This window comes from Pseudomaricurvus sp. ABR4_320 (genome assembly GCF_056159445.1).
In genome coordinates, this window is record NZ_JBSWVF010000013.1 from 55,522 (window position 1) to 75,011 (window position 19,490).

Sequence of the window (19,490 nt, forward strand, 5' to 3'; positions counted from 1 at the left end):
GGCCATCCAGGTTGTTGATGGCATGGAAAATAGCGATCGGATCGACGTATTACCCCGCCATGCGCTTTTTGTATGCGCGTACGGTTTTATTAAATTCATCGGCGATGCCGTGCATTTCTTCCACCATTTCATTGTGTTTTTTTGTGGATTGTACACAAGCCAAATAAATCTCCGCGTCTTCCATATAGGCTTTTACATCGTTTTTTGCTTTGATCATTTGCGGAGTGACCGCTGAATTGGGATCGGGAATGGTTGGTTTTTCCGGTCTTTCGCAAGCCAGCAGCGTTGTTGACATCAATGAGAAAAACACTCCGGCGAGTTGTGTTGGGTAGCGCATCGAAGACCTTCTTCTTCCATATATCCAAGGATCGCGCTGTAACTGCTTAGCGTCTCTTTTTAGTCTAGCACAGGCCCAAAATGCTGCTGTTTGGTGGCAGCGGAATCAAAAAACTGTGCCAATCGTGATAAATGTCTGATAATTGAGAGGAATCTCTCTTAGGCAGGGACTTATTTTACCCGCTCGATGCGAGTACCAAGTCCCGGGAAGGCGATTATGAATTTTGAGTTTACCCTCAGCCAGCGGGAATTAATTTGCCTGGCGATTGCCTCGGGCACATGGCTTTTTCTCTGGCTGGTTGCTGAGTTGCTGCTGAGGCAGCGGCGTCGACGTCTGTTGGCGGAGCAGTTGAACCAGGTGCGCCATGAAACCGAGTTGGAAAAAGCGTTACTCGAGCAGGACAGAGATCATGCCCAGGACTACGGACGTCGTTTGGAGCAGCAGTTAAGGCTTGCTCAAGAGCAGGTTTCCGAGCAACAGCAGTCCATTGTCGACTGTGAGCGGGAGTTGGCGACGGCCCTGGCAGTCGCGGAAAAAATGCCCCAGGTAGAGCAGCGTTTAATCGAGCGGGAGGCAGAGCTTCGGCGGTTGTTGGCAGAATTGGAAGCGACTCGCGCTGGCGCCGATGCGGAAAAATCTGCCTTGGAAGACAAGCTGCGAATGTTGCAAGACGCGAGGCAGCAATTGTCTGCGGAATTTAAGTTACTCGCCAATCAAATTTTCGACGATAAACAGCAGCACTTTAGGACCCAGTCCACAGCCTCGATCGATGCCAGCATTTCCCCGTTGAAGCAACAGCTGGATGCGTTTCGACAGAAGGTGGAGGATGTGTATGAACGTGAAAATGGCGCCAGAAATCAATTGCTCGGTCAGATAGTGGAGCTGCAAAAACACACTCAGGAGATTGGTCGCGATGCGCTCAATTTAACTCGGGCGTTGAAGGGAGACAATAAAACTCAGGGGAATTGGGGTGAGTTGATTCTGGAGCGGGTACTGGAATCTTCCGGTCTGGAGAAGGGGCGGGAGTTTGAGTTACAGGTGACGCTCAAGGACCCCGATGGTGGCCGCCGGCAGCCGGATGCGCTCATTCATTTGCCCGATCAGCGGCAGTTGGTGGTCGATGCTAAAGTGTCGCTAAAGGCCTATGAGTCTTGGGTCAATACGACAGAGGAATCTGCGCGGCGGGAGCTAATGTCCGCGCATCTGCAGTCGATTCGCAGCCATGTGCAAGGCCTCAGCGAAAAAGGCTATCAGCAATTGGAGGGGCTGCGAACGGTTGATTTTGTCTTTTTGTTTATTCCGGTAGAATCCGCATATTTGGCCGCGCTTCAGGCCGATGCCAATCTGTTTCAACAGGCGAGTGAAAAGCGCATTATCCTGGTTTGCCCCACGACGCTGCTCGCGGCTTTGAGAACCGTCGAAAGCATTTGGCGGTATCAGAAGCAAAATCGCCACGCAGAGGAAATTGCCGCGCAGGCCGGCGGTCTGCACGACCAGTTTGTACTGCTTTTTGAGTCTCTCGGCGAGCTTGGCAGACAACTGGAGCGCGGCGTTGTTACGCATCAGACCGTCATGAAACGTCTGGGCTCCGGGCGAGGCAATCTATTGGCCCGGGTGGATGGTTTACGTCGATTGGGAGCAAAGGCCCGCAAGCAACTTCCCGATGCCGGGTGTGAAGATGCTGAGATGCCCCTGGTGATGGATGAGTCTGCACCGGAGGAAGAAGAGGTTTCCGCGTCGCAATCGCCTGTGCCTCTAACGAACTTACGTCGTTAAGGGGGAGGCAATGTGTGCATGGTGAGCCATGTTTTCTGTGACAACGATTTATAGAGTAAGGATGTATTATGAGCGACAACAGCCCCTTGTTTTTCTGGGGCTTGGCCGGGGTGGTTATCATCGTCATTCTGTTCGCCATTGCGGTGTATTATTTGCGTCAGGTGCAGTTGATGCGCCGTCGGCAAAAGGAAAACGAACAGGCGTTGCAAGAGGCAATGCAAAAGCGTCGCGCTGACTATAATCGCAGTATTCAAGTGATCGCCCAAGGCATTTTAAATGATGATCTCACCTTGACCGAGGGCGCGATTCGCATCAGTAATATTCTGGATCGGCTCTCGGTTGCAGGCGAATTGCGCGAGGCGTATACGGCGTTCGATCTGCTGCGCAGCGCGACGGCACATATCCCCATTCTGGAAGCCTGGAAACAGCTTTCCACCAAAGAAAAAATGCAGTTCGATCGCCAGCGTGTAAAGCTGGAGACGGATCATCGGGAGTTCGTGGTCAATGCCGCGCAGACGATACTCGGTCGGGAATTTTGATCGGAAACTCCATTACATTTTTTGCAACAGTACACCGGCTTCAATGTGGTGAGTGTAGGGAAATTGATCAAAAAGAGCGGCTTTAACAACCTGGTGTGTCTCTGATAGCTCGGCCAGATCGCGGGTTAATGTGTCGGGATTGCAGGAGATATAAAGAATATGGTTGAAACCGGATATCAGTTGTCGCGTAGCGTCGTCCAAGCCTGCGCGAGGTGGATCAACGAATACTGTGCTGAATTCATAGCTGTCGAGATCGACGTTTTTTAATCGTCGAAATTCTCGGGTTTTGTTCAAGGCTTCCGTTACTTCTTCGCTCGACAATCGAACTAGGGTCACATTTTCAATCTGATTTTCCGCCAGATTATGCAGGGCGGATTTCACCGATATTTTCGACAGCTCCGTCGCGAGAACCTTGCGAAAACACCTCGACAAAGGCAACGTAAAGTTGCCGTTACCACAGTAAAGTTCCAGCAGATCCTGGGAAAATGGCTGTACGGCTTTGACCGCCCAATTCAACATAGATTCGCATACGGCTGCATTGGGCTGGGTAAACCCTGTTTCGACCTGTTGATAACGATATTTTTGTCCGTCGACCGTCATTTCCTCATACACATAATCTCGGGTGACGGTAATCTTCTGGCGTCGCGATCTACCTACCAGATCGATCGAGAGATCTTGCGCAAGCTGTTGTGCTCGCTGCTCCCAAGACTCATCCAATTTGCGGTGATAAACCAATGTCACCAGGCAATCGCCCGTGGTCGTAGAGAGAAACTCGACGTGGTACAGCCGCTGCTTTAGCTGCGAATCGGCGTTGACTGCGCTGATAATTTGCGGCATTAAGGCGTTAATACGGGCGCTTGCCACCGGGAAGGTTTCTAAAAAGTAGGGCGTTTTATTATCGCCAGGAGTGAACATCGCGTAGTGTGCCGTTTCGCCCTCATGCCATACCCGAAATTCTGCGCGCATACGATAGTGCGACACGGGTGATTTGTAGATCTCTGCAGGGTGATCGAAGTAGGGTGCGAGTAACATTTGAAGCCGTGTTTGCTTCTCATCCAGTTGAGATTGATAGCTTTCGGTCGGCAGCGGGGTGTTTGACATGGTCGTTGTTCAGCCAGATTAGGAGCAAAGGTGCCGCATTTTAGCGGCACATGACTGAAGAACAAAGTCTAATGGATTAGGGTAGCTGGTGAGCATTCGCTCAGCGTGGTCGTTTAATTCGCAGACCTGTCAGTTTTGCGTCACTTGATCTGCGGATGCCAATCCGTCTTGTGGGGCATCGACGACGACTTCTGCACGGCGATTCTCAGCGCGGCCCGACTCTGAATCATTGCTGGCCACTGGGCTGGCGTCACCATTGCCTTTGATACGCCAATTTACCGTAGCGGTGATATCACTTTGAGCCAGATAGTCGGCGACCGCCTGTGCTCTGCGCTGTGACAAATCATAGTTGTAAGCGTCGGGTCCTGTTGCATCTGTGTATCCGTCGATGCGGATGGACAATTCAGGAATGCGGTCGGCGTCCAGCTCGGTCACCATCGCATCAATTGTAGCTTTGTCTTCATCGGTAAGAACCGCAGACTCTAAAGCAAAGTTTACGGTGACTTCCTGTGACTCGAAACTTGGTGCAGCGACTGTTTCCTCCGTGGCTGCCATTGTGCCTTCGTCGGCCAGGTTATCGGCGGATTCACTCTCACCACCCACAGGAACCTTTTTGGTCATACGGGTAGAAGCGCTTGCTGTCGCGTTGTAGACATTGGAGTCTGTTTTCATATTGAGAACGCGATACTCTGAGTCCGCGCCGTCGGTGGCAGCCGTTTGCTGAGTTGAAGAGCATCCAGCCAGTACGCTGGCAGATAGCAAAACAGCCATGCTAATTTTTGTCTTTGGAAATCTCATCTTTTCTCTCCGTTTCATCGAACTGTTATCGCAAACAATTCATCGCAATGTTGCGCCTTAAAAATCTATCAAGGCGATTACAAGTCATTGCCAGTGGAAAAGCGAAACTCGTGCCAGATTCTGGTTTAGAGTAAAAAATTACATAAAAAACAGATGATTATAATTGTTTTATGAGGGCTTTGGGGGAGGGGGTCGCAGACGTTTGACGCCATTTTATGAAAATATTTCGCGGACTTCGTAAGATTCGCAATTGACGGTAGCGATTGCACCGGGCACTCCATGCGCCAAAACATTATTCGAGTGGGGTCCTCACAGGGTTTGTACAGGATTTGTGCTGCAAAGGTATTTCCACCCCGTTCATTATTCATTGATTTTGACGGGAGAGTCAGTGAGCTGTTATAACGGTTTACGAAAAATGTTCTGCGCGCGGCAGGCTAATGACAAAGCGGGTACCATGGTCGGGTTTTGAGTCAACGTCGATGGTGCCTTCGTGGTGCTCTGTAACAATAAAATAACTGATGGACAAACCGAGGCCGGTGCCTTCTCCCGTCTCTTTGGTGGTAAAAAAGGGCTCAAAAATGTGACGGCTGGTACGCTGATCCATGCCGGGCCCGTTGTCTTCAATCTCGACAAAGACACAAGCGGAATCTGCGTAGGTTCGCAAGGTGATTTGTGGGCGACGACGTTTGCAAATGCTGGTATCCGCTTCAATGGCTTGGCAGGCGTTGCGCAGTATGTTTAGAAATACCTGCTGCATTTCTGTCGGTGAACACAGAACCAATGGTACGTCAGTCGCAAACTCCCGCTCAATGCGCAGCGCTGTTAGTCCCTCGTGATGGGTGAGCTCAAATGAGTTGGCGGCCAATTCCAGGCTGTGTTCCAGCAGCTCAACAATGTCGACCGATTGATGGTCGAGAGGTCCGTAGCGGGAAAACTCGAGCATGTTTTTGACGATGTTAGCGGCACGCTCTCCGGCTTCACGAATACCGTCTAAAAAGGTGTAGATTTCCCGCTTTGTCAGATATTCGCGAATAAGCTCAATGGAAGAGCCAAGTTCTTTGGCAACGGTTTTGTTTTGGGCAAGTTCTGTCGATGTCCGCCTGTGAATATTTTGAATGCCGTTCAGTATGGCGCTCAGTGGATTGTTAATTTCGTGAGCCATACCCGCTGCCAGCTCGCCAAGTGACATCATCTTTTCGTTTTGAATCATCATGGTTTCCATGCGAACTCTCAGGGTGACATCGTCCAAGCGAATTACGGCACCGGTCATTTCTTCCGAAATTAGGGGGTAGACAGTTAGGTTGACGTAGCCTTGTTCATTGCCAACATCGTGAGCAATGTTTTCACGGATTTGTGGAATGCCGCTGTCAATAGCTTCCCGAATGAGTTCCAGTGTAACCGGGATCTCAGGGTAAATTTTGAGAAGCTCCTGTCGCAACGCAATATCGGTCGCCGTACCCGTGGCTTTTTGTGCGGCTGTGTTCCAGTGGGTTATCGTGCCTTCGCGAGTCACGCCGATCAAAATAGACGGCATGGAATTGAGGATACTGCGCAAATAGTCTTGGGTTTCGCGCAGCAGTACTTCCGTCAGTTCCTGCTTGGCAATTTCATCGTAGAGTTGGTTGTTAATTTTACGAAGCCGATTGGTGCGTTCGCTGACTCGAATTTCCAGATCTCTTCGATAATCTTTCAAACTTTGTATTTTACGGCGATGGCGATAACGGCTCAGGTTCGCATCGATCGCCAATAACAACAGCAAAATGGTAGAGAACCAGAGGATGTGAATTTGTGTGGGACGCAGTTGCCAGAAAAAAGGATTCAACAACAGTAATAGCAGCGCGCCTGCCGTGGCGAACAAAAGCAGTCGCCGATAAATTCGGTGCATATTCCCGAGTTGCATCATGGTAGCCATCCAAAGCGTTATCCCTTGCTATGATAAGAGTTAAGGCAAGCGGTGCCTACGGCGAATGCCGACGAGTGTTGAATGGCAGTATGTTGCTGAGTGTGACACTTGTGTGAACCTTGAGGCGTATTTGATGTCAGAAAGACTGGACATTTATAGCTAAATAGTCTAAATCTTTCATAAAGAGTTCATTTACAGGTCATATGATCTGTCACTGTTCTCCGCGAATGAGGTTTGGTCATTGCGGCACGTTATTGAAGTTTGTCGCGTGGAACCTTTCGCGGGAACGCAATAAATACAATAAGGAGGTGAACCTATGCAGGATTATCTGGAAGATATCCTCGAAGATCTCTACGAGGAATTTGATGACGATCTGCACAGTGAGGAATATCGGGAAGTTTGATCGCAACCTTAGCGATTGTGAGCGTTTGGAAAAGATGTCTAGACGCTCTCCCCGGTGAACTTTACTGAGTTTTTTTCTCGCGGCCCTGATCACTGGGCCGCTATGAATCCCCCCCAAGAATTGCAACATCCCAATCTACTGGATACTGGCATTCGTCTGTCGATTAAGCGCGAAGACCGGTTAGACCCTCGAGTATCTGGCAATAAACTTTATAAATTGTGGGGCTATTGGCTGCAGTTGCGCGAGCAGAGCAAGACAGGCTGGCTCACGTTTGGCGGTTATTATTCCAATCACCTGCATGCAACAGCCGCCCTTGGATACTGCCTGGGAATTCCAACCGTTGGCGTGGTTCGAGGCCATAAACCTGAGCGGTTGTCGCCAACATTACTGGATTGTGAGCGTTGGGGTATGACGTTGGACTTTGTCAGCAGAGCTGATTACCGACGGCGTGACGACCCGGAATATTGTGATGAGTTATTGCGTCGCTATGGCAACCATTTTTTGATGGTGCCGGAAGGGGGCGCAGGTCCCGAGGGGATGGTTGGGTGCCAACATCTTCAGCGAAGCTTGAGAGAACAGGTGGATTTACAGGCTGCGACGCTCTGTGTTGCCTGTGGTTCTGGAACGACGTTGGCGGGACTCTGGTCCGAGTCTCAAAAGGGTGAATCTTTGCTCGGGTTTTCGGCATTGAAACTGGGCGATCAGCGTGAAGGCTATCGACATTCACTCGCGTGCATGGCCGGTGGCGAGCAGGGTGGACGAGGTAAGCTTTCCGTGACAGATGACTTCTGTGGCCGGGGATTTGGTCGGGCGGATACGGAATTGCTACAGTTTACGGTCGATTTTGAGCGATTTACTGGCGTTCCTCTGGAGCCTGTTTATACCAGTAAAATGGTTGCTGGTGTTGTCTCTCTGGCGGCACAGGGCTATTGGCCAGAAGGGCATCAGGTCGTGCTGTTGCACACGGGGGGCTTGCAGGGGCGACGGGGCTTTCCAGAACTGATGAAGAGCTCGGTCTCTTAAGTTCTGGAAATTTCCCTTGGCCAATGGTTGGGCACGATAAAATAGCGAGCCTGTTCAGTCAGTGTGCTGCCGCTTCTCTGCAGCCGAACCAGTTGTTGCGGACGATCGTTTTCCTGGGACAGCAGATGGCTGGCCTGGTTGATCAGCTGTGGTGCATTAAAAACGTGAGCCTGACCTGAGGCGGGCGTCATCTGCAGGCTCAGTGGCGCGAACCACTGATGCCGGGCTAGCATGCACCAATAGGTCTGCTCGTCCAGGTGATTTTGTTCCTGGCAGCGTGCAATCAGCTGGGACAGTTCCTGCAGGCGTAACCATTCGCCGGATTCGTGATCATCGTTGACATAGTCTGGCAGCGGGAGTTGCTGTTGAAATGGGTGAAAAAGACGACCTTTGACAATCGCAGAACGTGTCAGAGTGTTCGTCTGCCAATTTGATGGCAAGAGGGAAATAACTGCAGGGTTCTCGAGCAATCTTAGTTGGCGATGGGTCAGGTGTTCGATCTTTTTGTCTAAGCGGTCTTTTTGTCCTGGGCCAACCCAGGAATAATCCACTGTATTTTCTGCGGAAGTGGACGCAACCCCAAGAAAGAACTTGACGGCAAGCTCGCTGTGTTCCAGCCGCAGGGCTTTTGTGTCGTAGGCCAAAAGATCGGCCTCGCCCAGCGTTTTGTTCGCCAGATGAAACGGTTGGTTAAAGCGGTATTCCCGTTGCGACCGGTTCGCGTAAGGGCCATTGATCAGCCAATATTGCCAAAGTTTTTCAAAATAAAAACCGAGGCGGCCTGTGGCGGTTTTTCCAATGTATGTCGTCAAATCTAACGGTGTGTGATCGAGCGCCAAAAGAAATTCTTGGGCTGCGTCGGTCAGCGGTTGCACATGGCTAGAGATTGATAAGTTTGCACTTTTTTTAATCAGTGATGGGCTGAAGATGCTCCAGGCGAGATCTCGGACCAGGGGGTGCTTGAGTTCTGGCAGCAGGTTGTTAAAGGTTATTTCCATACAAATCAGTTGCTTGTCATTTATTTCGGTAATGAAAGTCTGACTTGTAGTGGTCAAATCGCTATAATAACCAGACTTTTCGTATCTCAGAGTCCGCTCATGACGGAATTCAAAAAAATTGGTCTTGTCGGTCGTCCCGGCAGTGATCGTGCGCTCTATACGTTGAAACGTATGATTCGCTTTCTCCAGCAGGAGGGTATCGATATCCTCCTTGATGAGGAAGTGGCCAAGACCATTCCCGATAATCAGCTACCGACAGTCTCTGTAGAAGCTATGGGAACTCGCTGTGACTTGGTGACAGTGGTCGGCGGCGACGGCAGCTTGCTGGGGGCGGCGCGTACCCTGGCAAAATACGGTGTTCCGTTGCTCGGCGTCAATCGTGGCCGTCTGGGTTTCCTCACGGATATAACGCCGGATGATATCGAAAACCGAGTTATGGAGGTGCTCAACGGGCACTACACCATGGAGGCGCGGTTTTTACTCGATGCATCGGTGGTCCGACTGGGTACGATCATTGGCGGTGGTGATGCATTAAATGATGTGGTGATCCATCCGGGTCGCTTTATCCGCATGATCGAATTCGAACTCTACATCGATGGGCAATTTGTCTACAGCCAGCGCTCCGACGGATTGATTATTTCGACGCCAACAGGATCGACGGCTTATGCATTGAGTGGGGGGGGGCCAATCATGCATCCAAAACTCGATGCCATTGTTATTGTGCCCATGCATCCCCATACACTCAGCAGTCGACCTATTGTGATTGACGGCAACAGTGAAATTCGTGTCAATGTCGGCGAGCACAACAGTGCCTATCCCCATGTGACCTGCGATGGCCAGAATCATGTGGTAACCAATCCCGGCGATGAGATTCACGTTCATAAAAAGCCTTACAAACTGCATTTAATTCATCCACTCAACCATAATTTTTATGAGACCTGCCGCAGCAAGCTGGGGTGGGGCAGTAAGTTGGGGGAGTAGATGGTGTTTACGACAATGCCACCCAGGGGTGATGTCGGCGTCTTTTTGCGCAGTTTATGTACACGTCCGTATTTCGCCGGGCGTTTGTCCAGTTTACCCACATTAAAAATGGCACGGCGGTGTCGAAGCCAGCGATCAATACCGCATGGGAGAGGAAGTCTGAGTGCATCCAGCGTTAGCTGACCGTTGTCAGGTCGATATCATAGGCGATGTGCATGGTTGCTATGAGCCGTTGGTAAAATTGTTGCAGCGGCTTGGGTACCAGTCGCGCAATGGCACCTATTGCCACCCGGAGCGTCGCGCCATTTTTGTCGGTGATTTGATTGACCGTGGTCCGATGATTCGTGAGACTCTGGATCTTGTGTATCGCATGCATCAGGAGGGGCAGGCTCTCATGGTGTTAGGCAACCACGAATACAACGCCGTTCGTTTTCGCGAGGAGATCTTCCAGTTGTTGGAGGCGGGGGAGCAAAATCAATTGCCGGAACGACTGCTTAAGCTGATGCGTGAAACTCTGCGTCAGTTTGGCCGCTACGGTGACCTGTGGCGCCAGTTTACCCAGTGGATGTCGACCTTGCCGTTGTTTTTACAGGGCGTCAATTTCCGGGTGGTTCACGCTTGCTGGGATCAGCAGTTGGTCGATCGTTATCTGACACAGTATCCAGAAGACGGCATCAACGAAGACTTTATCGAAGCGTCTAAAGTGAAAGGGACCTTGGAGAGCCAGACGGTGGACCGTCTGACGCGTGGCACCAGTATGCCGTTGCCAGACGGAATGCAACTGCAAGGTAAGGATGGCTTTATTCGGCGTTTTTTTCGTACGAAGTTCTGGGCACAGAGCCCGGAAACATACGCGGATGTGGTATTTCAGCCGGATCCGTTACCTTACGAAGTGGCAGAAAACAAATTGCAAAAGCATCATAAAACTCAGTTGGTCCATTACGGAGAGGCAGAACCTCCCGTATTTTTCGGGCACTACTGGATGAAAGGCCGCCCGGCGCCACTTAAAGACAATATTGCCTGCCTGGATTACAGTGCGGTCAACTTTGGTCGTTTGACCGCTTACACCTTCCGCGGTGAAGCGGTACTGACTCCGGAGCATTTCTCCTGGGTATATGTTGATCCCTGATGGCGACGCGCTGGCAGAAAGTCCACATGTATCCGGTGGAGCAAAACCTCATGCCGCTGGTACGCACCCTGCGGCGTCATGCCATTCCTCATCGCATCACCGAAGAGGCCGGAGGGCAGTGCCTTTGGGTGCCGGAGCAGGTGGATATCACTCTATTGCAGGGCGTATTGGATCGCTTGGCTGCCGGTGACGTCGAAGAGTTTGTCAGCGAAGAGCCCAAAACAACCGTTCGCGATTGGCAAATTCGGCAGAAACTGAGCGTTGCGCTGACACTGCTCAATCATTTTCCGGTCACACTGCTGACGATATACTTTGGCATCCTCGGCGCCTTACTGATCGGGCTGGATCATTCGTTTTCCTGGGTGGCGAATTTTACGTTTCAGCCACTGTATGTCATCGGTGATCGGGTCGCCTTTGAAGGCGTCTCTGAAGGCTTGCGTCAGGGCCAATACTGGCGGCTCTTTACACCCATTTTTTTGCATTTTGGTCTTCTGCACATACTCTTTAACGGGTTATGGGTGTGGGAATTTGGACGCCGTCTGGAGCGGGTATTTGGCAGCGCAAAACTGATTGGGCTGATTCTCGGAATTGGCGTGTTCAGCAACTTGTGTCAGTACTTCTGGTCGGGGCCGGGCTTGTTTGGTGGTCTATCAGGAGTACTCTATGGGTTGATGGGGTATCTGTGGATTTATAACCGCCTGCGGCCACATCCAGAGTTACAGATTCCCAATGGAATCATCGGATTTATGCTGGTCTGGCTCGTACTGTGTATGACCGGTGCCGTCAATGTGTTTATGCAGGGCAGCATTGCTAATGCGGCCCACGTGGGCGGTTTGATCGCTGGCGTACTGATGGCCATTCTGGCCGATATCGGGCGCAAAGGTAAAAACGGGTAATGTCTATGGATATTGAACAACTGCTGGGATCAATCACGCCAGAAATCTACGAACAGCTGAAGCGCGCCGTTGAACTCGGCAAATGGGCCAACGGCGAACGCCTGAGTGCTGAGCAGCGGGAAAACTGCATGCAGGCCGTAATAGCGTACGAGTTACGACACGTGCCAGTGGAAGAGCGCACGGGTTACATCCCTCCGAAGCCCCACCAACATTGCGGAGAATCCGGAGAGGTTGCGGAACCCGAGTCGCCGGTTGTAGAAGACAAACCTCTGAAGTGGCACTAAACGCCTTATGGAACTGTTAGGTAGGGGGCATCTGTCCAAAATGGACGTCGCGGCGTCGTCGCCCGTGGCGTATCGATTGCCTCTGGACGAGCAGAGGATTGAATTAAATCCGCTGATCGGGCGTCGTATCGGGCTACATTTTCTCGGTCAAATACACTGTCGGGAATGTGGTCGTAAAACGAAAAAGAGTTTCAACCAGGGTTTTTGCTATCCCTGTTTTCGTTCGCTGGCGTGCTGTGACAGCTGTATTGTCAGCCCCGAAAAGTGTCACTACGATGCCGGGACTTGTCGTGAGCCTGAATGGGCTGAACAGTTTTGCATGGCTGATCATGTGGTTTACCTGGCGAATTCATCGGACGTAAAAGTGGGCATTACTCGTCATAGCCAGGTACCTGTGCGCTGGATAGATCAGGGCGCCACGCAGGCATTGCCGATAGCTCGTACGCGTACGAGGTATCTCGCCGGGTTGCTGGAAGATGCTCTAAAAGCTCGGCTTCCGGATAAAACAAATTGGCGTAAAATGTTACAGGGCGCGGGGCAAACTCAAGATTTACGCGCCGTCGGCGCTCAGGTGGTCGAGCAATTTCAAACAAATATTGATGATTTGCAGAACCGTTTCGGTGCCGATGCCGTAGAGTGGGTCGAAACGATCGATGATCATGGGTTTGAATTTCCCGTGCTAGAATATCCGGTCAAGATCGCATCCCATAACCTCGATAAGAATCCTGTTGCCGAAGGGGTGCTACAGGGAATAAAAGGGCAATACCTCATCATGGACAGCGGCGTCATTAACATCCGTAAGTTTACGTCTTACCAAATAGAATTTTTTGCCGCGGCCTGAACTCAGGCGACAGCAATGCCGTCACGCGAGGTCGGCCGCGGCCTCGATAACCGAGATTGATTATGAAAGACGCATCACCCAAAACCATTTTTCTCAAAGAGTATCAGGTTCCGGATTTCCTGATTGATCAGACCTATCTGCATTTCGATCTGCAACCGAACAATACGTTGGTCGAAAGCCGACTGAAGATCCGCCGTAATCCTCTGGCCGACAACCCTCAGGCGCCGCTGGTGTTGGATGGCGAAAAAATGTCGCTCCTGCGCGTGGAACTCAACGGCCAGAAATTATCGCCGGAACGCTATCAAGTCACAGCGACAGATCTCACCATTAACGAAGTCGAAGACGAGTTCGAATTGGTGACCGAAGTTGAAATAGACCCTGCCAGCAACACCAGTCTGGAAGGCTTGTACAAATCGCGTGCGATGTTTTGCACTCAGTGTGAAGCGGAGGGTTTTCGCCGGATCACCTACTATTTGGATCGGCCGGACGTGCTCAGTGAGTTTACCACCAGTATCGTCGCCAATAAGGCGACCTATCCTATTTTGTTGTCCAATGGTAATTGCGTCGAAACCAGTGATCTCGACGATGGCCGTCATCAGGTAACTTGGCACGACCCTTTCCGCAAACCCGCATACCTCTTCGCGTTGGTTGCAGGTGATCTCGATCATATTGAAGACAAATTTGTCACCTGCAGCGGACGTGAAATTACCTTACAGATATTTGTCGAAAGTAAGGACCTTGATAAGTGCGATCACGCCATGCGCTCCCTCAAGAACGCCATGCGTTGGGACGAAAAGGTCTACGGTCGTGAGTACGATCTGGACATCTTTATGATTGTTGCGGTCGACGATTTCAATATGGGCGCGATGGAAAACAAGGGGCTGAATATCTTCAATACGTCCTGCGTTTTAGCCAAGCCAGAGACCACTACTGACGCCGGCTTTCAGCGTGTTGAGGGGGTCGTTGCTCACGAGTATTTCCACAACTGGTCCGGCAACCGGGTAACCTGTCGGGACTGGTTTCAATTGAGTCTTAAAGAGGGTTTCACCGTCTTTCGCGACGCACAGTTTTCCGCCGATATGAATTCGGCCACGGTCAAGCGCGTTGAAGATGTCAGCCTGTTGCGGACGCTGCAATTTGCAGAGGATGCCGGCCCTATGGCGCATCCGGTGCGGCCCGGCTCCTTTATTGAGATTTCCAATTTTTATACCCTGACCGTGTATGAAAAGGGTGCCGAAGTGGTGGGCATGCTACACACACTGCTTGGTGAGGAGATGTTTCGACGCGGTTCCGATCTCTACTTTGAACGTCACGATGGCGAGGCGGCAACCATTGAGGATTTTGTCGGTGCCATGGCCGAGGTTTCCGGTCGAGATCTCTCCCAGTTTACTCTCTGGTACAGCCAGGCGGGTACTCCCCGGATCAAAGCCACAGATCACTTTGATGCCGCGACGGGCCGTTACACGTTGACCTTGGTTCAGTCGGCGACCGACACACCTGAGTCAAAAGCGTCGGCAAAAGAGCCGTACCATATCCCCGTGGCGGTCGGGCTTCTCGGCAAAGACGGGAATCTCCCGATGACTCTCGCCGACAGTGACACAACCGTCGCTGCCGATCAGAGTTGTGTGCTGGAGCTGACAGCCGCAGAACAGCAATTTGTATTTGAAGGCCTCGATGAAAAGCCGGTTCCCGTGTTGCTGAGAGGTTTCTCCGCGCCGGTAAAACTCAACTATGAGTACAGCCGTTCGGATTTGATGCGGATTATGAGCGCCGATTGCGACGGTTTCAGCCGTTGGGATGCCGGTCAGTCTCTTGCTGTAGCCGTTCTGAACGACGCCATGACCTGTTACCAAGAAGGGAAGACCATCGCGGTAGATTCTCTATTGATCAATGCCTTCGCCAATCTGCTGCAGGATACGACTCTGGATAAAGCGATGGTCGCATTGGCATTGCAGCTTCCGACCGAAGCCTATTTGTGTGAGATTGCTGACGTCATTGACGTTGAGGCCATTCATCACGCGCGGCGCGAAGTGCGTCGTATCCTTGCCGGTGAACTGCGGGAGCTATTGCTGAAAACCTACCATGCTTGCACAACCGATAAACCGTTTTCCGTCAGCGCCGAAGCGATTGCTGAACGCAGTTTGAAAAATATTTGTTTGGGGTATTTGATGTTGGCGGATGCCAGCAGCAGTGATCTGGCCTGGCATCAGCTCTGCAATGCCACCAATATGACGGACGAACTTGCGGCATTATCGGCCCTGGTTAATGATCCTGCCGATGGAGCTGAAGCCCGTCGCCAGGATGCGCTGGAGAGATTCTACGACCGTTGGCATAAAGAAGCGCTCGTGGTCAATCAATGGTTGATGGTTCAAGCCGGCAGTCAATTACCCGGCGGTCTTGAGCGGGTGCGCAAGTTGATGTCGCACGAGGCGTTTGATATTCGCAACCCCAACAAGGTACGGTCGTTGATCGGCGCGTTTTGTAACGGCAATATGATTAATTTCCACGATTCGGACGGGTCTGGTTACAACTTCCTGGCGGATCAGGTGATCGAGCTTGATGGCCTCAATCCTCAGATCGCCAGTCGGCAGCTGACCCCGCTAACCAAGTGGCGCAAACTTAAGGGAGAGCGTCGTGAGCTGATGAAGGCCGCCCTCCAGCGCGTTTTGTCGGCACCAGACTTATCAAACGATGTGTTTGAAGTCGCCAGTAAGAGCATCTAGGCAACGCCATAAAGATCCATAGATTGCCACCGGCTTTCTAAACAATGACGCCAACCATACTCGTGTTCTTAGAGCGTGTTTGGCGCCCTGGCTCTCTGAGGGAGAATCCGCCTAGACAGGTGAACTGAGGAAAACAATCCCGCGTAACAGTCACTTCACTCGTTTGACTGGATACTTCCCGATGTTGCTTCTGCTGATCTTTCTTTTTTCAGCATTGATCTTTTCATTCTATTGCTCAGTGTCAGAGGCGGTGCTGTTAAGTATCAGCCGTCCTTATGTCGCGTTGATGGAAGAGCAGGATCCGGCGATGGGGCAGCAATTGCGTCGCCTGAAAGACGACATCAACAAGCCGCTGGCGGCGATTCTCACACTCAATACCATCGCTCACACAATCGGAGCAGCTGGCGTCGGAGCGCAAGCCGCGGCAGTCTTCGGTAACGCCTATCTGGGCATTGTGTCTGTGGTCATGACGCTGCTTATTCTGGTGTTCTCTGAAATTATTCCGAAAACTCTGGGCGCACACTACTGGCGGCCGTTGGCGCGTCCAGTGGTGATGACCTTGCGTTGGCTGGTGCCGTTGCTCTATCCATTTGTCAAACTCTCGGAATGGTTGACCAAAGGCATTACCCATGGTGAAACCACAGAAATTACCCGTCATGAAATGGCGACCATGGCCGATCTCGGGGAGCAGGCTGGCGAACTCGCTGAGCACGAGTCAAAAATACTGCGCAATGTGTTCGCCCTTCAAGAAACCCCCATTCGTCAGATTATGACGCCACGCGCAGTCGTTTTTTCACTCAAGGAAGATTTGACTGCGAGCGGCTATCTAACGGATTACAAGAACAAGCAGTTTTCGCGCATTCCAGTATTTACCGAACAGCCGGACGATACCTCGGCCTTTGTTCTTCGCAGTGACCTTTTGGAAGCCGTGGCGGAAGGGCGGGGCGATACCCCACTCAGCAGTTTGAGCCGCAGTTTAACGGCGCTTTACGACGGTATCAGTGTCCTGCAGGCCTACGAGACGATGACCACAGCTAACATGCAAATCGCTGCGGTCATTGATGAATACGGTGACCTGAAAGGCATTGTGACCCTGGAAGACGTCATCGAAACCCTGTTGGGCTTGGAGATCGTCGACGAGAGTGACAAAGTCGTCGACATGCAGTTATTGGCTCGCAAGCTCTGGAAACGCCGGGCCAAGCGTAAGGGAACCGACATCGACGAGTAATGCGCTGTGGCTAGCAGGTACACGCCTCTGCCTGTATCATGCGCTCGTGAGTCAAGCGCCATTTGGCTTGACGAAAATCATAAACACGGGGCAGAGAAGCAACACCGATGACGTCTGAATTACCGCGCACACTGACAGGAATTACCACCACCGGCACACCTCACCTGGGCAATTATGTTGGCGCAATCCGGCCAGCCATACAGGCCAGTTTGAATCCTGACAATCAGTCATTCTATTTCCTGGCAGACTATCACGCACTGGTGAAATGCCACGACCCCAAGCAGGTTCATCAATCTACGCTGGAAATTGCGGCAACCTGGTTAGCATTGGGGCTGGATACCGATAAAGCCATTTTCTATCGTCAGTCCGATGTCCCTGAGATTCCTGAACTCTGCTGGCTATTGACCTGCATGGCGGCAAAAGGATTGATGAATCGGGCCCATGCGTACAAAGCGTCCGTGGCGGCCAATCAGGAAGCGGGAGAGGACCCGGATTTTGGTATTACGATGGGGCTTTACAGCTATCCGGTTTTGATGGCGGCCGATATTTTAATGTTCAACGCGACCAAAGTTCCCGTGGGTAAAGATCAAATTCAGCACGTTGAAATGGCGCGTGACATTGCTGGCAGGTTTAATCATCATTTCGGTGAAACCTTTCTTTTACCCGAAGCGGTTGTTGACGACAATGTCGCGGTTTTGCAGGGCCTTGATGGCCGCAAAATGAGCAAAAGTTACGGCAACACCATCCCGTTGTTTTTGCCCGAAAAGCAGCTTAAAAAACACATCAACAAAATTAAAACCAATTTGCTCGAGCCGGGGGAGCCCAAAGATCCGGATTCATCGACCGTGTTTCAGATTTGGAGTGCATTTGCCGATGCCGAAAAAACGGCAACGATGCGCCAAGCCTTTGCCGATGGTATTGCCTGGGGCGAGGCGAAAAAGCAGTTGTTTGAGCTTGTAAATGATGAAATAGGCGATGCCAGAGAAACCTATCAAGGGTTGCTGGATAACCCGTCAAAGATTGAAGAAATTTTGACGGCAGGAGCAGAAAAAGCCCGGTCCTACAGTCGTCCGATGATCGCCCAGTGCCGAGAGGCTGTGGGCATTGCATCGCTGGCGAAGTAGTTTTTGTTGACTGATCATTCTTTTTAACGCCTGCCTACACGGGTTTTTCTCTAACCTCGTAGAACCAAGTGCCAAGTCTTCTTTGCTTGAACGACTTGGCGTCTTGTTCATTGTCGACCAGTGGCCGAACATAGTCTTCCCAACTAATCTTTGTGTAACAAGGGTTTAATAATATTTTAGGGTTGGGCTACCACTGCGAACAGGTCCCCGGTTTTTTTCTGCTATCGACGTAAAGAAGTCAGAGCTTCTGCTCGTCGCTTTCCTGGGAATTGTCTGGGGCGGTCTACTCTTGTCTATTTTATGGCGCGAAGATTATGCTTCCTCTATAGGCATGCTGATCGCTCTCGCACTCAGCGGTTGGTTTTTGCGTTGGAAAGCACAAGGACCTTCGCAGCGAGAGCTTCCCGTCGCTGAAGACGCTAATGAGGAACAGAATCAATTTTTATTAAAGGCGGTAGAACACTGCGAAAGTCTGTGCCGTGACTCATTAGAGAATTGTGAAGAGCTGCGTGGCAATGTGGAAAATAACGTCGGCAATCTCTCTGCAAGTTTTCAGGACATCAACGGCCGTTCTCACGAGCAGCAAGAAATTATGATGGAAATCCTGGGACGGATTTCCGGTAGTTCTGAGAACAATATCGCTGAAGAAGACGTGACCATTGCACATTTCGCGAACGAGGTGGGCAAGATTCTCGATGACTACGTACAGCTATTTGTGGATGTCAGTGAGAAAAGCGTCAATGCTGTACATAATATTCGCGATATGGTTGAACACTTTGACAGTATGTTTGCGACCATAAATCACATCCGTCGTATAGCCGATCAAACCAATCTGCTGGCCTTAAACGCCGCGATTGAGGCGGCGAGGGCTGGGGAATCTGGTAGAGGTTTCGCCGTTGTCGCCGATGAGGTTCGAAAGCTATCCAGAGATTCTTCATCATTAAATGAGGACATTCGTAGCAAAGCAGAACTGGCAAACGCCACAATGCATAAAGTGGAAACGGTCGTCGGTGAGATTGCTGCATTGGATATGAATATCGCGATAGATGCGAAAGGACATCTGGATGGTATGTTACAGCGGTTAGAATCTGTAAATACCGAAGTGTCTGCGGGCGTAGAGAAAATCAGTGGCGTTAACGGTCAAATACAGCAGGATGTTTTTCAAGTCATTACCGCGTTGCAATTTGGTGATATTATCATTCAACAAAACGCGCGGGTTGCCAAAACGTTAGCGGTTTTGGAGTCGATTCTTGGTTTGGTTACCAACAACCTAGAAAGTACGGGTGGCGAAGTGTCCGAGGCGTTGAACTCGATGCAGCAATTGTTGGAAACCCATCATGCCGCAGACGCCGAGGTGCCGGCGGAAAATGAGCCTGACTTGTTTTGATGTGTTTGTCTGATGACGT

At 51.1% G+C, this 19,490-nt stretch carries 17 protein-coding genes; 12 read left to right on the top strand and 5 right to left on the bottom strand.

Annotated elements, in window-relative coordinates:
* Positions 1–49: 49 nt before the first annotated feature.
* Positions 50–337, bottom strand: coding sequence for a hypothetical protein (locus ACXAFR_RS20850; protein WP_475180517.1), 288 nt, complete (start codon positions 335–337; stop codon positions 50–52).
* Positions 338–553: 216 nt separating this feature from the next.
* Between ACXAFR_RS20850 and ACXAFR_RS20855 the strand changes: the two genes are divergently transcribed.
* Together ACXAFR_RS20855 and ACXAFR_RS20860 are read left to right on the top strand one after the other, a co-directional pair.
* A complete protein-coding gene (locus ACXAFR_RS20855) occupies positions 554–2,113 on the top strand; it encodes a DNA recombination protein RmuC (protein WP_475180520.1) in 1,560 nt (519 codons plus the stop codon).
* Positions 2,114–2,181: 68 nt separating this feature from the next.
* Positions 2,182–2,652, top strand: coding sequence for a DUF2489 domain-containing protein (locus ACXAFR_RS20860; protein WP_475180521.1), 471 nt, complete (start codon positions 2,182–2,184; stop codon positions 2,650–2,652).
* A 12-nt stretch (positions 2,653–2,664) separates the two neighbouring features.
* On the opposite strand, the gene trmA is transcribed toward ACXAFR_RS20860, so the two are convergent.
* The 3 genes from trmA to ACXAFR_RS20875 all read right to left on the bottom strand — a co-directional run bounded on the left by trmA (position 2,665) and on the right by ACXAFR_RS20875 (position 6,454).
* Positions 2,665–3,753, bottom strand: coding sequence for a tRNA (uridine(54)-C5)-methyltransferase TrmA (trmA, locus tag ACXAFR_RS20865; protein WP_475180523.1), 1,089 nt, complete (start codon positions 3,751–3,753; stop codon positions 2,665–2,667).
* Between the two features lie 129 nt (positions 3,754–3,882).
* On the bottom strand, positions 3,883–4,551 hold the full coding sequence (locus ACXAFR_RS20870) for an OmpA family protein (protein ID WP_475180525.1): 669 nt from the start codon (positions 4,549–4,551) through the stop codon (positions 3,883–3,885).
* A gap of 406 nt (positions 4,552–4,957) precedes the next feature.
* Positions 4,958–6,454 carry a two-component system sensor histidine kinase NtrB gene (locus ACXAFR_RS20875; RefSeq protein WP_475180526.1) on the bottom strand — a complete coding sequence of 499 codons (1,497 nt, stop codon included), beginning with the start codon at positions 6,452–6,454 and terminating at the stop codon, positions 4,958–4,960.
* 505 nt (positions 6,455–6,959) lie between these two features.
* Here ACXAFR_RS20875 and ACXAFR_RS20880 point away from each other — a divergent pair.
* The gene (locus ACXAFR_RS20880) at positions 6,960–7,880 is read left to right on the top strand and encodes a 1-aminocyclopropane-1-carboxylate deaminase/D-cysteine desulfhydrase (protein WP_475180528.1); all 921 of its coding nucleotides are present in this window, start codon (positions 6,960–6,962) and stop codon (positions 7,878–7,880) included.
* Here ACXAFR_RS20880 and ACXAFR_RS20885 read toward each other — a convergent pair.
* Complete coding sequence (locus ACXAFR_RS20885; RefSeq protein ID WP_475180530.1) at positions 7,877–8,878, bottom strand: DUF1853 family protein; 1,002 nt, start codon at positions 8,876–8,878, stop codon at positions 7,877–7,879. The two genes, ACXAFR_RS20880 and ACXAFR_RS20885, sit on opposite strands and share 4 nt — an antisense overlap.
* Positions 8,879–8,977: 99 nt before the next feature.
* Here ACXAFR_RS20885 and ACXAFR_RS20890 point away from each other — a divergent pair, with 99 nt between their 5' ends.
* The 9 genes from ACXAFR_RS20890 (at position 8,978) to ACXAFR_RS20930 (ending at position 19,471) form a co-directional block, all read left to right on the top strand.
* Positions 8,978–9,859 (top strand): NAD(+) kinase, encoded by an 882-nt coding sequence (locus ACXAFR_RS20890; protein WP_475180531.1) that lies wholly within the window; start codon positions 8,978–8,980, stop codon positions 9,857–9,859.
* Between the two features lie 163 nt (positions 9,860–10,022).
* Positions 10,023–10,988 carry a metallophosphoesterase gene (locus ACXAFR_RS20895; RefSeq protein ID WP_475180533.1) on the top strand — a complete coding sequence of 322 codons (966 nt, stop codon included), beginning with the start codon at positions 10,023–10,025 and terminating at the stop codon, positions 10,986–10,988.
* Positions 10,988–11,884 (top strand): rhomboid family intramembrane serine protease, encoded by an 897-nt coding sequence (locus ACXAFR_RS20900; RefSeq protein WP_475180535.1) that lies wholly within the window; start codon positions 10,988–10,990, stop codon positions 11,882–11,884. The genes ACXAFR_RS20895 and ACXAFR_RS20900 overlap by 1 nt, the downstream gene beginning before the upstream one ends.
* 5 nt (positions 11,885–11,889) lie before the next feature.
* Positions 11,890–12,168: a YeaC family protein gene (locus ACXAFR_RS20905; protein WP_475180536.1), complete on the top strand. Its 279-nt coding sequence runs from the start codon at positions 11,890–11,892 to the stop codon at positions 12,166–12,168.
* A gap of 7 nt (positions 12,169–12,175) precedes the next feature.
* On the top strand, positions 12,176–13,009 hold the full coding sequence (locus ACXAFR_RS20910) for a DUF2797 domain-containing protein (RefSeq protein WP_475180539.1): 834 nt from the start codon (positions 12,176–12,178) through the stop codon (positions 13,007–13,009).
* Positions 13,010–13,071: 62 nt separating this feature from the next.
* Positions 13,072–15,732 (top strand): aminopeptidase N, encoded by a 2,661-nt coding sequence (gene pepN, locus ACXAFR_RS20915; RefSeq protein ID WP_475180542.1) that lies wholly within the window; start codon positions 13,072–13,074, stop codon positions 15,730–15,732.
* 181 nt (positions 15,733–15,913) lie between these two features.
* A complete protein-coding gene (locus ACXAFR_RS20920; RefSeq protein ID WP_475180543.1) occupies positions 15,914–16,960 on the top strand; it encodes a CNNM domain-containing protein in 1,047 nt (348 codons plus the stop codon).
* Between the two features lie 107 nt (positions 16,961–17,067).
* A complete protein-coding gene (locus tag ACXAFR_RS20925) occupies positions 17,068–18,084 on the top strand; it encodes a tryptophan--tRNA ligase (protein WP_475180545.1) in 1,017 nt (338 codons plus the stop codon).
* A 289-nt stretch (positions 18,085–18,373) separates the two neighbouring features.
* Positions 18,374–19,471: a methyl-accepting chemotaxis protein gene (locus ACXAFR_RS20930; protein ID WP_475180548.1), complete on the top strand. Its 1,098-nt coding sequence runs from the start codon at positions 18,374–18,376 to the stop codon at positions 19,469–19,471.
* Positions 19,472–19,490 lie beyond the last annotated feature (19 nt).